The following is a 13,414-nucleotide window of genomic DNA, read 5'->3' on the forward strand; positions in this document are numbered from 1 at the left end:
GGACACGCCGCCCGCGCGGCATCGCATCCCCCAGGTCAGGAGGCCCTCCCCCGTGAGCATCACCGTCCAGCACGTGCCCGCGCAGCACCCGTACACCCGCGCGATCCGCCCCCTCGACCCGGGCGCCGCGCCGGACGTGGAGTTCCTGGCGGACCCGCCGGTGCCGGGCGCGCCCGCACACCGGTGGTGGCCGCCCCGGGCCCTGCGCGCGGAGTGGCTGGCCGAGCACCGCCCGGACGTGCTGCACGTGCACTTCGGCTTCGAGCACTTCAGCCCCGCCCAGCTGGCCGCCGCCCTGGACGCGCAGCACGCGCACGGGGGCGCCGTCGTCGTGACCGTGCACGACCTCGAGAACCCGCACCTGACGGACCAGGGCCCCCACCGGGACCGCCTGGCCGTGCTGCTGGGCCGCGCGGACGCCGTGCTCACGCTCACCCCCGGCGCCGCGGCGACCCTCGCCCGCGACTACGGCGTGCGCGCCCTCGTGGTCCCCCATCCGCACATCGTCCCGCTCGAGGACCTCGTGGCGCAGGGCGACGACGACGCCCCCGGCCTGCTGCCCCCCGACGCGTCCGACGAGGGCGACGGCGCGGCCGCCCCCGCCCGCCTGCTGGTGCACGCCAAGGACCTGCGGGCCCAGGTGGCCCCGGTGGCGCTGCTGCCGGTGCTCGCCGCCGCTGTCGGGACTCTGGCCGACCGCGGTGTCGACGCGCGGGTGACCGTGGAGGTCCAGGACACCGTGCAGGACGAGGACGCCCTGGCCGCGCTGCGCGCAGGCTGCGCCCACCACGGCTTCGAGCTGTGGCAGCACGACCGGCTCGACGACCCCGCCCTGCACGCGCTGCTGCGCGACGTGGACGTGTCCGTGCTGCCGTACCGCATCGGCACCCACTCGGGCTGGGTGGAGATGTGCCGGGACCTGGGGGTGCCGGTGGCCGTCGCGGACATCGGGCACATCGCGGACCAGTCCGGCGCCTGGTTGACCCCCGACTCGCTCGCCGCGTTCGACCCGGAGGACCCCGACTCCCTCGCCGACGCGCTCGAGACGCTGGTGCGCGCCCGCGCGCGCACGGCCCCCGCCGACCCGGCCGCCCGGGCCCGGCAGCGCCGTCGCGTGGCCGCCGCCCACGTGGCCGTCTACCGCGAGGCCCTCGCCCGGGCGCGCGGGGCACTGCCGAGCATGTCCGTGCTGGTCATCACGGGGCACCGGGACGAGCACCTGGCCCGCGTGATCGCCGGGCTGGAACGCTCCCACCGCCGCCCGGACCAGGTGGTCGTGGTGTTCATGGGCCAGCCGGACGGCCGCGTCCCGGCCACGGACCTGCCCGTCACCGTGGGGCACGTGTCCGCCGAGGCCGGCCTGCCGCTGGCGCAGGCCCGCAACCGCGCGGCCGAGCTCGCCACCGGCGAGATCCTCGTCTTCCTCGACGTGGACTGCATCCCGGCGGCCGAAACCGTCGGCGTGCTGGCCACCGAGGTCGCGGCCCACCCCGGGTCCGTGGTGATGGGCCGGCCCCGCTACCTGCGGCCGGGCTGGACCCGCGACGTCGGGGAGGCCGATCTGACCTCGCACCGCGCCGACGCCCTGCTGCGCCGCCTCTCCGTGCCCCACCGGGCGCGCGCGCACCTGACCGCCGGCCCTTCGGACGAGTGGCACCTCGTGTGGACGCTGATCCTGGCGTTGCGCCGCGCGGACCTGGCCCGCATCGGCGGTTTCGACGCGGGCTTCACCGGCTACGGCGCCGAGGACACGGACCTGGCCTTCCGCGCCCGCGACGCCGGCCTGACGCTGCGGTTCAGCCCCGCCGAGGCGTTCCACCAGCACCACGGGGTGATGGTCCCGCCGCTGCACCACCTCGAGGACATCCTGGTCAACGCCCGCCGCTTCCGGCAGGTGCACGGCCGATGGGCCATGGAGGGGTGGCTGCGCGCGTTCGCGGACGCGGGGCTGATCGCGTGGGACCCCGAGGGCGAGCGGCTCGAGCTGCTGCGTCACCCCACGGAGGCGGAGCTGACGGCCGCCCGCCGCGACGACGCCGCGTACTGAGCACCGTGACGGCCGGGGGCGGCGGGGGCGGACTCAGCCCAGGGCGCCCTCGATCGCCGCCTCCCAGCGCCGCCGGTACTCGTCCGGCGCCACGAGCAGCAGGCCCGCGAGCCGATCGGCGGCGGCCGGGTCCGCGAGGGCGCCGCGCACCGCGCCGGCCCAGTCCGCGTCCGGGTCCTCCCACGCGCACCACGGCACGCCCGCGGCCCGGTGGATCTCGCGGACGAACACGCGCTGCTCGTCGAACGGCCGCGGCTCGGGGGCGAGCACCACGGGGCGGCCGGAGCGGGCGGCGTCCACCACGGCGTTGTGCCCGGCCGAGACCACCACGACGTCGGCGTCCGCGGCCCGGCGGGCCGGCGCCTGGACCCAGCCGTGCAGCGTCACAGTGGCGGGCATCGCCTCCGCCGCGAGCCCGCCCGGCGCCTCCGGCTCGCCCACCCCGGCGATCGGGCCGTACACCTCCCACGTCGCCTCCGGCACGGCGGATGCCGCCCGGGCCAGGTCCGCGGCCCGCACCCCGCCGCCGCCCGTCCCGGCGATCACGGCGACGCGCGGGGCGGTGCCGGCGGACGCCGTCGTCGTGGCGCGGGTGCCGAGCCGGCCGGTGACGTCCGCGACCCCGAGGTAGGTGACCCGGCCGACGTGGGCGGCGCGCCAGGCGGGGACCTCGAGCTCGGCGGCGTAGTGGGCGAAGAGGCCGTCGGCCTCGGCGTAGACGAGGGCGTGCGCGGGGTCGGTGCGCTCGCCGTGCATGCGGCGGTGCAGCACGGGCCAGCCCGCCAGGCGCAGGAACAGGGCGGCCTCCACGGACACGTCCACCACGCACACGTCCGGGTCCACCCGCCGCGCCGCCGCGTGGAGGGCGTCGAAGCGCGCCCGGATCTCGGGCCCCACCGGGGACCAGTGCAGGGGCGAGCGGGCCGGCTGCTCGTGGCCGGGCACGAGGTCCGAGGGCAGCGGGATGACGGGGACGTCCGCGGGCAGCAGTGCGGCCGCCCGGGGATGGGCGGTCACGACCGTCACGTCGAACGCCCCGGTCGACGCCAGGCCGGCGGCGTGCCGCAGATGCCCCGCCCCGTGCTGGTGGGCGTAGTAGAGGACCCGCCTGCGGGCCGGAGCCATCAGAGGGACTCCAGGTCCGCCGCCTCGGCGGACGGGCGCGGGACCCCCTGCGGGTCGAACCCATACGCGTCCTCGGCGGCGGCGAGGTCACGGGCGTCCTCGGCGGCCTGCTCGAGCAGGTCCACGTAGCCCTCCACCATGGTCTCCGCGCTGAACCGGCAGGCCCACGCACGCACGCGTCCCCGGTCCTTGCGGCGGGCGTGACGGATCGAGACCGCGAGCTCCTGCGCCGTGTGGTGCACGGCCAGCGCGCCGGCCTGCGGGGCGACGATCTCCCCCATCGCGCCGCTGAGCAGCGCGGCCACCGGCACGCCGAGCGCCATGGCCTCGACCACGGCGAGCCCGAACGGCTCGGCCCACAGCGGGGTGGCCAGGAAGACCTCGCCCGTGGCCAGCATGTGCGGCAGCGCGTGATGGTCGAGGTGGCCGTGGTAGACGGTGTCCGGACCGAGCCGCGGCACGACCTCCCGGGCGTGGTACTCCTCGTCCGAGATCGGCCCGGCGAAGTGCAGCTCCATGCCCGCGATCCGGGCGGCGTCGATCGCCACGTGCAGGCCCTTCTCCGCCGTGATCCGGCCCGACCACACGGCGCGGCCGCGCACGGGGACGGCGTCGGAGACCCAGTGGTGCAGCTCGATCCCGTTGGGCACCACGTCCACGCGCGGCAGCCGGTGCTGCCAGGCCAGCGCGTTCGACGCGGACACCGAGGCCCACCGATGGTGGTCGGGAGCCGTCCAGCCCGGGGCGTCGACGACGGCCAGCACCTCCGCCAGCGTGGCCGGCGTGTGCAGGACGGTGACCACGGGGCGGGCGCGCAGCAGCTCGAGCGGCGCCGGGGAGAGGGAGTTGTTCAGGACGGCGTCGGAGTCGTCGTCGAGGATCAGCGCGCAGGCCCGGCGGGCGGCCGCCTCGCGCACGCGGGCGCCCGCGCGGCCCGGGCCGGCGCCCTCGGCGGGCAGCACGGCGACGACGTCGCCCGGCAGCCGGGTGCCCTCCCGCGCGTAGACGGTGACGTCGTGGCCCCGGCGCACGAGGTGCTCCACGGTCATGGCCGTGTGCATCTCCAGCCCGCCCTCGTAGGGCGAACGGATGGGGTGGAGCATGTGGGTGAGCACGCTGATGCGCATCGGCGTCCCCTTCCCGGCCCGGGCCGGGCCGAACGGCCCCGTGCGGGGCGGCAGAAGCGCGACTGACCTGCGGTGAGACGGCCGCATCACGTCCGCGCTGACGTACCCCGGCACTGTAGACACCCGGGGGGTCCCCCCGGAAGCGCCGACCCCCCTCCCGGGTGAGGGCGGGGAAGGCGCACACGCCCCCGTCACGAGAAAGTCCCGGCCCGCGACCACGAGGATCGCGGACCGGGACGGTCCGTGGAGCTAAGGGGAATTGAACCCCTGACCTTTTCATTGCGAACGAAACGCTCTACCAACTGAGCTATAGCCCCAGGTCATGCCCTCCCGCAGGAGCGCACCGGACCATCATACGCCCGACGCCCCCGATCCTCCAATCCGGCGGCTGCGCGCGGCGACCACGCCGAGCACCACCCCCGCCAGGTCCGCGACGACGTCCACCGGGTCCCCCGTCCGCAGCGGCACCCACGCGTGCTGCACGAGCTCACTCACCGGCGCGTGCACCGCGAACGGCAGGGCCCACCACGCGCTCCGCCCCCGCCCCACGGCGAGGAACGCGGGCAGCGCGAACACGGCCACGTGGATCGCCTTGTCCAGCCCCGGCACGGCGAACCCGGCCTCCGGCACCTGCTCGCCCGGCAGGTACAGCACCACCAGCTGCACCACGACGGCGACGACCAGCGCCGCCGCCACGGCGCGGCGCCGTCGTCGGGAAGCGGGGGCGGAGGGGGCGGCCGGGGAGCCGGAGGGAACGGTCATCCGCCCATTCTGTCCGGCTTCCGTGCCGGGCGCTCCTGATCCCGACCCCGCTGAAAAGGCTCTATGTTTTTGCCATTTCTGCGCCGACCATGTGAGGATCAGCCCATCCGGGCGGGCTCGTCCCGCCGGGATGCCGGTGTTGACAGCGCCGCCCAGGGCCGAGGGACCGCGATGGCTTGAGCAGAGAGCTCGCCGTTCGTGGACTCGGGACCCGGCGGGATGCCCTCCACCTCCCCGGCCCCCCTGGCCGCGACGTGATCGGTACGCCACCCTCCGCCCTGCGGAGCCGTGCCCTGACCGGACCGCGCCGGGGGACCGGGACGTCCACAGTCACTCGTGCGAAAGGAAGTCCGATGCCGCCCTCCCAGGACGCAGCATCCCTGACCCAGCTCGGCGTGATCGGGGTGATCCTGCTCGTCGCGCTGTTCTACGGCGGGACCATGATCATGTCCGTGGCCATCTCCAAGAAGAAGGAGAACGCCGACGCCTACATGACGGCCGGCAATCAGATCGGCTTCGGCGTGTCCGCCGCCTCCATGACGGCCACCTGGATCTGGGCCGCCTCCATGTACGCCTCCGTGACCGCCGGCTACACGTACGGCGTCTCCGGCCCCCTCCACTACGGCCTCTGGGGCGCCCTGATGATCCTGTTCATCTACCCGTTCGGCCGCCGCATCCGCGCGGTCGCGCCGCGCGCCCACACCCTCGCCGAGGTCATGTACGCCCGGCACGGCCGCTCGTCGCAGCTCATGCTGGCCGGCTCCAACGTGCTCGGCTCCGTCATCTCCCTGACCTCCAACTTCATCGCCGGCGGCGCCCTGATCTCCCTGCTGTCCCCGCTGTCCTTCGGCGCGGGCATCCTGATCGTGGCCGCGGGCGTGCTGCTGTACACCCTGTGGTCCGGCTTCCGCGCCTCCGTGCTCACCGACTTCGCCCAGGTGATGGCCATGCTCGGCGCGACCGTCATCATCATCCCCGCCGTGTTCTTCGCCGCCGGCGGCCCGGGCATGTTCCAGGCCGGCGTCGAGGCCGGCCACGTCACGGCCCAGCAGCAGAGCTTCTTCTCCTCCGAGGCGTTCATGAACCAGGGGGCGCCGTACATCGCCGCCGTGCTGGCCTACGCGATCGGCAACCAGACCATCGCCCAGCGCCTCTTCGCCGTGCGTGAGGACCTCATCAAGCCCACCTTCATCACGGCCACCCTCGGCTACGGCGGCACCGTGATCGGCGTCGGCATGCTCGGCGTCATGGCGCTCTACCTGGGCGCCGAGCCGCTCGACGGCGACGTCAACAACCTCCTGCCGCAGATGGTCGCCGACCACCTGCCGCTGGCGCTCGTGGCCCTGGCGTTCCTGATGATCATCGGCTCGCTGTCCTCCACTGCCGACTCGGACCTGTCCGCCCTCTCGTCGATCGTGATGACGGACGTCTACGGCCAGTCGGTCGGCCGCAAGAACGCCGACCCGAAGACCATGCTGCTGATCGGCCGCATCACCATGATCGTGGCGACGGCGGCGGCCCTGTACTTCGCCACCGCCAAGTTCGACATCCTTGACCTGCTGGTCTTCGTGGGCGCCCTGTGGGGCTGCCTCGTGTTCCCCGTGATCGCGTCCTTCTACTGGGGCAGGATCACCAACGTCGCGTTCACGGCGTCCGTGCTCGCCGCGCTGGCCGTGTTCCTGCCCGTGCGCTTCGAGTGGATCCCGATCGAGGGAGCCTGGGCGTTCGTGGTGGAGACCCTCGCGATCCTCGGCGTGGGCGTCGTGCTGGGCATCATGTGCTTCGGCTTCTTCGGCCTGCGTCCGGCGGCCGTGGTCGGCGCGATCGCCTCGGTCGTGATGCTGTTCCTCGGCTACGGCTTCCTGCGGGACTACGCCACCCTCACGGGCTCGCTCGTGGCCTACGCCGTGTCCTTCCTCGTGTGCTGGGGGCTGTCCGTCCGCTCCGGCCAGGACTTCGACTTCGACCGGATCGCGCGCGTGACCGGCGACTTCGACCCCGCGACCGAGGACCTGCCGCAGGTCGAGCGCGCCTCGGCCCCCGTGTCCTGATCCCCCGTCCCCCGACTCGCAAGGAGCATCCGCATGACCGTCGGTCTGACCCTGTACGTCCTGATGTGGCCCGTCCTCGTGCTGGCCGTCCTCGTCGCGATCGCCCGCGGCTTCGTCGCCGACTGGGCCGCGGCCCGCCGCGAGGGCCGCTCGATCATCTGAGGCCTCCGCCGGGGGCGGCCCGTGACCCTGGTGGTCCTCGCCCTCGACACGGTCTTCCGCCTGACGCCCGCCGAGACCTCGGCCGTCATCCCGGGCATCGCCGGACTCGGCCACATGCTCGTGACCGCCGGTCTCGCGCTGCTGTTCGTCGCCCTGTACAGCGGTGTGCGCGAGCGGCAGGCCCGCCTCGAGACGGGCCGCGTCGGCGGCGCCGTCGTCGAGGGGGCCTGAGCCGCCCGACCCCTGCCCGGCCGCGCCCGCGTCAGCGAGCGCGGTCGAGCAGGATCACGTCCAGGCGGCGCGGCCCGTGCACGCCTTCGACCCGCTCGAGCTCGATGTCGCTCGTGGCCGAGGGCCCGGAGATCATGGTGATCGGCGCCGTCGCCTCCACACGGGCCAGCGCCTCCGGGAAGAGCTCCACCACGGAGTCCAGCGGCACGATGCACACATGGTGGTCCGGGACCAGGGTGATCGCCCGGCGGCCCTCGTCCGGGCGGCCGGTCAGGAAGATCGTCCCGGTCTCCGCGCAGGAGACCGTCGAGGACGTCACCACCGCGTCCACCTCGTTCAGCGCGTCCACGCTGAGGGGCTCGCGCTCGCCGTCGTGGGCGCCGCGGACCGCGGCCCGCTCCCCCGTGTGACCCACCGCGGGCTCCGTGATGCGCTCCCGGCCGGCCCCGCGCGAGTCCGCGGGGAGCCAGTCAGGCTCCAGACCGGCCGGCACCACGTACCGGGCGTCCGGGCCGAGCAGCTCGGCGATGGCCGCGGCCACCGTCTCCTCGGTCTCGTCCCGCACGGAGGCGCGGTAGTCGATCAGCCGATCGCGCAGCATCTCCACCACCTCGGCCCGGTCCCGGGAGGAGGTCCGCCGGTAGGTGCGCTGCACCGGGTCCGCGACCGGCCCGTCCGCCGTCGCCTCGCGGATGCGCCGCAGGATCTCGGCCTTCGCCTCGCTCATCGTCCGTCCTCCTCGACGTGCTCGTCCTCCGGCCGGTCCAGCCCGGTGACGCCGTCCATGGCGACTCGGTGCTCGGTCTCATCCTTGTGGCGGGCCCACCAGTTGCGGAAGGACTCCCGCGGGGGCGCCGGCACGTCGCGCTCGTCGGTCCAGCCGCCGGCGATGCCCGGCAGCCAGCCGAGCACCCGGTCCGGCCCGGCCGCGACCCGGCCCAGCCCCAGGCCCCGCTCGGCCAGCGACATGCGCCGACCCGAGGACATCACCACGGAGGCGCCCTTCATCGCCACGTCCATCTGCGAGGGCGTGACGGACTCCACCGCCGTCTTGGCGCGGGCCAGGGGGCCGCCGGCGGCGTCCTTCTCCGTGCGCAGGGCCTTCCGGGCGGCGTGGGTGGCCTGCACGTCCTCGTCCCGGAGGTGGATGAGGATCGAGGGGATGTCGATGGCCACGGGGCACACGTCGTAGCACGCGCCGCACAGCGTGGAGGCGTAGGGCAGGGTGCCGTTCTCCCCCGCGTCCACACCGGTGAGCTGCGGGGAGAGGATCGCGCCGATCGGGCCCGGGTAGACCGAGCCGTAGGCGTGGCCGCCGGTCTGCTCGTACACGGGGCACACGTTCATGCACGCCGAGCAGCGGATGCAGTGCAGCGCGGAACGGCCCTTCGGGTCGGACAGCACGGCGGAGCGGCCGTTGTCCAGCAGGACCAGGTGGAACTCCTGGGGACCGTCGCCCTCGGTGACGCCCGTCCACATGGAGGTGTACGGGTTCATCCGCTCGCCCGTGGACGAGCGCGGCAGCAGCTGCAGGAACACCTCGAGGTCCTCGAAGGTGGGCACGAGCTTCTCGATGCCCATCACGGTGATCAGCGTCTCCGGCAGGGTCAGGCACATGCGGCCGTTGCCCTCCGACTCGACGACGGAGAGCGTGCCCGTCTCGGCGACGCCGAAGTTCGCCCCGGAGATCGCCACCTTCGTGCTCAGGAACTTCTCGCGCAGGTGCCGGCGTGCGGCCTCGGCCAGGTCGGCCGGCTCGGAGGTGAGGCTCTCGTCCGTCTCCGGCATCTCCCGGAGGAAGATGTCCCGGATCTCCCGGCGGTTGCGGTGGATCGCCGGGACGAGGATGTGGCTGGGCCGGTCGTGGCCGAGCTGGACGATGAGCTCGGCCAGGTCCGTCTCGACGGCGGCCACACCGGCATGCTCGAGCGCGGCGTCCAGGCCGATCTCCTGGGTGGCCATGGACTTGACCTTGATCACCTCGTCCACGCCCTTGGCGGTGACGAGCTCCGTGATGATGCGGTTGGCCTCGGCCGCGTCCCGGGCCCAGTGCACGACGCCGCCGCGCGCGGTGACCTCGGACTCGAGCCGTTCGAGGAGCGCGGGCAGGTCCGCCATGACGGACTGCTTCAGCGCGGAGCCGGCGGCGCGCAGCTCCTGCCAGTCCGGCAGCTCCTCGACGACGCCGGCACGCTTGGCACGGATGGTGTGGGTGGCCCGGCGGATGTTGGCGCGCATCTGGCCGTTCCCCAGCTGCTCGCGGGCAGACTCGGGGAACGGGGTCTTCAGCAGGATCTCGCCCTCGCCGTGGACGGGGCGGACGGTGGGCATTCCCAGGCGCACGCGGGTGGGTGCGGTGCTCATCGGCGGGCCTCCTCGACACGGGCGGACGGTCCGCGGCGGACGCCGGCGGACGCGGGGATGGACAGTTCGACGGGGCCGTCGACCTCGAGCGGGTTCTCCCGGGTGGCCGCGAGGATCTCGGCGAGGTGGACGGTGCGCAGCGGGCGGCCGTCCTGACCGCGCGCCTCTCGACGGTGCATGGCCCCGTCCAGGTGGAGCAGGCAGGAGGCGTCGCCGCCCGTGCAGAGGGAGGCGCCGGACGCGGTGACCTTCTCGATCTTCTCCTCCGCGATGGCGGCGGAGACGTCCGGGTTCTTCAGGGAGAAGGTGCCGCCGAAGCCGCAGCACTCCTCGGCGTCCGGCAGCGGGCGCAGATCGATGTCCGCGACGGTGCGCAGCAGGTCCTCCTGGCGCGAGCCCAGGCGCAGCAGGCGCATGCCGTGGCAGGAGGGGTGGTAGGTCACGGTGTGCGGGAACCAGGAGCCGAGCTGGGCTCCGGCGTCCGTCACGCCGAGGACGTCCGTGAGCAGCTGGGACAGCTCGAGGGTGCGGGAGGCGACGACCTCGGCGTCGCGGGCCAGCCCCTCGTCCCCGCCGGAGCGGGCGACGTCCGGCTGCTGGTGGCCGAGCGAGGCCACGCAGGAGGCGGAGGGGGCGACGGCGAGGTCGTAGTCGGCCTTCATGAAGGTGCGGACGTGGTTGCGCACCACGGGCAGGGCGTCCTCCATGTATCCGCTGTTGACGTGCATCTGCGAGCAGCAGACCTGGCCGGGCGGGAAGACCACCTCATGGCCGAGCCGCTCGAGGATGCGGACGGTGGCGAGGGCCACCTTGGGGTACATCGCGTCCACGATGCATGTGGCGAACAGGGCGATTCTCATGCCGGTCTCCGTTCCGGACGGGGCGCCTGGGGCGCCGTGCGGTGCGGCAGCACACGGGTGCCGTAGTGGTCAGACCATATCATGCCAGCCCCTTGCAAGGTGACCGCCCTCACAGTACGCTCCTTGGTCTGACCACAGTGGTCCGACCATCACCGGCCCGACCGGATCCCGCCCCGTCCCCTCGCCCACCGGGAGACCCCCGTGCACACCTTCACCGCCACCCCCGATGCCGCCGGCAGCGTCGCGCTCTCCGCCGCGCTCGGCGTCCTGCCCCTGCTGACGTTCTTCGCCACCCTCCTCGGTCTGCGCCTCAAGGCCTGGCAGTCGGGGCTCGCCGCGCTCGTGGTGGCTCTGCTCGTGGCCGTGCTGGGCTTCCACATGCCGGCCGACCTGGCGGCGCTGGCCGCTGCCCAGGGAGCGGCCTTCGGCCTGTTCCCGATCGTCTGGATCGTCGTGATGGCGCTGTGGTTCTACCAGGTCACCGTGCTCTCCGGGCGATTCGACGACATGCGCGCGATCTTCGACTCGCTCGGCGGCGGAGACATCCGCATCCAGGCCGTGCTCATCGCGTTCTGCTTCGGCGGCCTGCTCGAGGCCCTCGCCGGCTTCGGCGCCCCCGTGGCCATCACGGCCACCATGGTGCTCGGCCTGGGTGTGCCCCCGCTGCGGGCGGCCACCGCCGTGCTGCTGGCGAACACCGCGCCCGTGGCCTTCGGCGCCGTGGGCACCCCCATCACCACCGCCGGCACGCTCACCGGCATCCCCGCCACGCACATCGGCGCGATCGTCGGCCACCAGGCCCCGTTCGTGGCCGTGTTCGTGCCGTTCCTGCTCGTGTTCATCATCGACGGGCTGCGCGGCGTGCGGCAGACGTGGCCGGCACTGATCGTGATCGGCGCGAGCTTCGCCGTCGCCATCTGGCTGGCCTCGACCCACTTCTCCTACGAGCTCACCGACGTCGTGGCCTCCCTGGTCTCCCTCGCCGCCGCCGTCCTGCTGCTGCGCTTCTGGCGGCCGCGCGGCGCCGAGGAGGCCCGCCAGCGCCTCGACGCCCCCGCCCGCGCGGCGGCGCAGGACCTCACCCCCGGCCGGATCTTCATGGCCGTGCTGCCCTACATCGTGGTCGTGGCCGTGTTCGCCCTGGCCAAGCTGGTCCCCTCGATCACCGCGGCCCTGAACTCCGTCACCGCGAAGATCCCGTGGCCCGGGCTCGACGGGCACCTCGTCGACGCCTCCGGCGCACCGCTGGCGAGCACCGTGTACAAGTTCGAGTGGCTGGCCTCCCCCGGCACGCTGCTGCTGATCGCCGGCCTGATCATGGCCGTGGTCTACTCCCGGTTCGACCACGACGGCCGGTTCCCGCTCTCGGTGGGGAACGCGATCGCCGAGATCGGCCGCTGCTTCGCCCGCATGCGCTGGTCCGCCCTGACGATCGTGATCGTGCTCTCCCTGGCCTACGTCATGAACTTCTCGGGCCAGACGGTCGCCATGGGCACGTGGGTGGCCGGCCTGGGCGCGGCCTTCGTGTTCCTGTCTCCGGTGCTCGGCTGGCTGGGCACCGCCGTGACCGGCTCGGACACCTCCGCGAACGCGCTGTTCTCCACCCTGCAGCAGACCGCAGCCACGAACATCGGCGCCGATCCGGCCCTGCTGGTGGCCGCCAACACCTCCGGCGGCGTCGTGGGCAAGATGATCTCCCCGCAGTCCCTGGCGATCGCCGCGACGGCGGTCGGCATGGAGGGCCGGGAGTCCGAGATCCTGCGCCGCGTGGTGGTGTGGTCGCTCGTGCTCCTGCTGGCGGTGTGCACGCTCGTGTACCTGCAGTCCAACGTGCTGGCATGGCTGCTGCCGGCGGCGGGCTGACCACCTGCACCACCCGAGCGGGGCGGCGTCCGTCGGTAGGATGGACGGTCGCCGCCCCGCCCCCTCGGAAGGTCCGTCCATGACCGCTGCCCCCGCCTACACCATCGTGCTCGACTGGCTCGAGGCCGAGCTGCGCTCCGGCGCCGTGGTCGTGGGGGACAAGCTGCCCGGCGAACGCACCCTGGCCGAACGCTTCGGCATCTCCCGGGCGTCCGTGCGGGAGGCCACCCGGATGCTCGAGGCCATGGGCCTGATCCGCGCCAGCGTCGGCTCCGGGCCGAACTCGGGCGCCGTCGTCGTCTCCGAGCCGTCCGCGGCGCTGGGCTGGGCGCTGCGCCTGCACATCGCCACCCGGTCCCTGCCGATGGCCGACGTCGTCGCAGCGCGCGTGCTCCTCGAGACCGATGCGGCGCAGGCTGCCGCCGCCACGTCCGGCGACCCTGAGAGCGTCGCCGTCCTGGCCGAGGTGGAAGCCCTGCTGGACCGGATGGACGATCCGGCGCTGCCGGAGGAGGACTTCCACCTGCTCGACACCGAGTTCCACGTGCGGCTGGCCACCCTGGGCGGGAACGTCGTGACGGCGATGATGCTGGACTCCCTGCGCCAGGCGACCATCGGCTACGTGACCGAGACCGTGGCCGGGCTGTCCGACTGGCCCGCCGTCCGCGCCGGCCTGCAGGACGACCATCGGCGGATCCTCGCAGCCTCCGCCGCCGGGGACGGCCGGGCGGCCGCGCAGGAGCTGCGGGAGCACGTCCTCGGCTTCGCCGCCCTCGCCCAGACCGGCAGGGTGCCCGCCGCCGGCTGAGACGGCGAAGGGTC

Annotated in this window: 12 protein-coding genes and 1 tRNA gene; 6 read left to right on the plus strand and 7 right to left on the minus strand. The window is 74.0% G+C overall.

Annotated features, from left to right (window positions below):
• The first annotated feature begins 52 nt into the window (after positions 1–52).
• Entirely contained in the window at positions 53–2,047 is a 1,995-nt protein-coding gene (locus tag O3T09_RS03300) for a glycosyltransferase (protein ID WP_269295345.1), read from the plus strand.
• Positions 2,048–2,080: 33 nt separating this feature from the next.
• Here the strand turns inward: O3T09_RS03300 and O3T09_RS03305 are convergent, their stop codons facing one another.
• From O3T09_RS03305 to O3T09_RS03320, 4 genes are all read right to left on the minus strand, one after another.
• Entirely contained in the window at positions 2,081–3,172 is a 1,092-nt protein-coding gene (locus tag O3T09_RS03305) for a glycosyl transferase (protein WP_144818990.1), read from the minus strand.
• Positions 3,172–4,299 carry a glycosyltransferase gene (locus tag O3T09_RS03310; RefSeq protein WP_144818988.1) on the minus strand — a complete coding sequence of 376 codons (1,128 nt, stop codon included), beginning with the start codon at positions 4,297–4,299 and terminating at the stop codon, positions 3,172–3,174. Before O3T09_RS03310 ends, O3T09_RS03305 begins: the two co-directional genes overlap by 1 nt.
• A gap of 244 nt (positions 4,300–4,543) precedes the next feature.
• Positions 4,544–4,616, minus strand: a tRNA-Ala gene (locus tag O3T09_RS03315).
• Between the two features lie 34 nt (positions 4,617–4,650).
• On the minus strand, positions 4,651–5,061 hold the full coding sequence (locus O3T09_RS03320; protein WP_043278591.1) for a VanZ family protein: 411 nt from the start codon (positions 5,059–5,061) through the stop codon (positions 4,651–4,653).
• Positions 5,062–5,414: 353 nt separating this feature from the next.
• Between O3T09_RS03320 and O3T09_RS03325 the strand changes: the two genes are divergently transcribed.
• The 3 genes from O3T09_RS03325 to O3T09_RS03335 are packed head-to-tail and all read left to right on the plus strand — an operon-like array spanning position 5,415 to position 7,505.
• Complete coding sequence (locus O3T09_RS03325; protein ID WP_269295346.1) at positions 5,415–7,112, plus strand: sodium:solute symporter family protein; 1,698 nt, start codon at positions 5,415–5,417, stop codon at positions 7,110–7,112.
• Positions 7,113–7,145: 33 nt separating this feature from the next.
• A complete protein-coding gene (locus O3T09_RS03330) occupies positions 7,146–7,274 on the plus strand; it encodes a putative transporter small subunit (RefSeq protein WP_036339645.1) in 129 nt (42 codons plus the stop codon).
• Between the two features lie 21 nt (positions 7,275–7,295).
• Positions 7,296–7,505 carry a hypothetical protein gene (locus tag O3T09_RS03335; RefSeq protein WP_269295347.1) on the plus strand — a complete coding sequence of 70 codons (210 nt, stop codon included), beginning with the start codon at positions 7,296–7,298 and terminating at the stop codon, positions 7,503–7,505.
• Between the two features lie 31 nt (positions 7,506–7,536).
• On the opposite strand, the gene O3T09_RS03340 is transcribed toward O3T09_RS03335, so the two are convergent.
• From O3T09_RS03340 to O3T09_RS03350, 3 genes are read right to left on the minus strand one after another with little or no spacing between them, the layout of a single operon-like run.
• Positions 7,537–8,232 carry a LutC/YkgG family protein gene (locus O3T09_RS03340; protein ID WP_101965925.1) on the minus strand — a complete coding sequence of 232 codons (696 nt, stop codon included), beginning with the start codon at positions 8,230–8,232 and terminating at the stop codon, positions 7,537–7,539.
• Positions 8,229–9,869 (minus strand): LutB/LldF family L-lactate oxidation iron-sulfur protein, encoded by a 1,641-nt coding sequence (locus O3T09_RS03345; RefSeq protein WP_269295348.1) that lies wholly within the window; start codon positions 9,867–9,869, stop codon positions 8,229–8,231. The genes O3T09_RS03340 and O3T09_RS03345 overlap by 4 nt, the downstream gene beginning before the upstream one ends.
• A complete protein-coding gene (locus tag O3T09_RS03350) occupies positions 9,866–10,729 on the minus strand; it encodes a (Fe-S)-binding protein (RefSeq protein WP_060775468.1) in 864 nt (287 codons plus the stop codon). Before O3T09_RS03350 ends, O3T09_RS03345 begins: the two co-directional genes overlap by 4 nt.
• Before the next feature lie 201 nt (positions 10,730–10,930).
• Here O3T09_RS03350 and O3T09_RS03355 point away from each other — a divergent pair, with 201 nt between their 5' ends.
• Together O3T09_RS03355 and O3T09_RS03360 are read left to right on the plus strand one after the other, a co-directional pair.
• Positions 10,931–12,592, plus strand: coding sequence for an L-lactate permease (locus tag O3T09_RS03355; RefSeq protein ID WP_206397483.1), 1,662 nt, complete (start codon positions 10,931–10,933; stop codon positions 12,590–12,592).
• 79 nt (positions 12,593–12,671) lie between these two features.
• Positions 12,672–13,400 (plus strand): FadR/GntR family transcriptional regulator, encoded by a 729-nt coding sequence (locus tag O3T09_RS03360; RefSeq protein WP_206397484.1) that lies wholly within the window; start codon positions 12,672–12,674, stop codon positions 13,398–13,400.
• Positions 13,401–13,414 lie beyond the last annotated feature (14 nt).

The sequence above is a fragment of the Micrococcus sp. H39-S4 genome, from assembly GCF_027158145.1.
Taxonomy (GTDB): Bacteria; Actinomycetota; Actinomycetes; order Actinomycetales; family Micrococcaceae; genus Micrococcus; species Micrococcus luteus.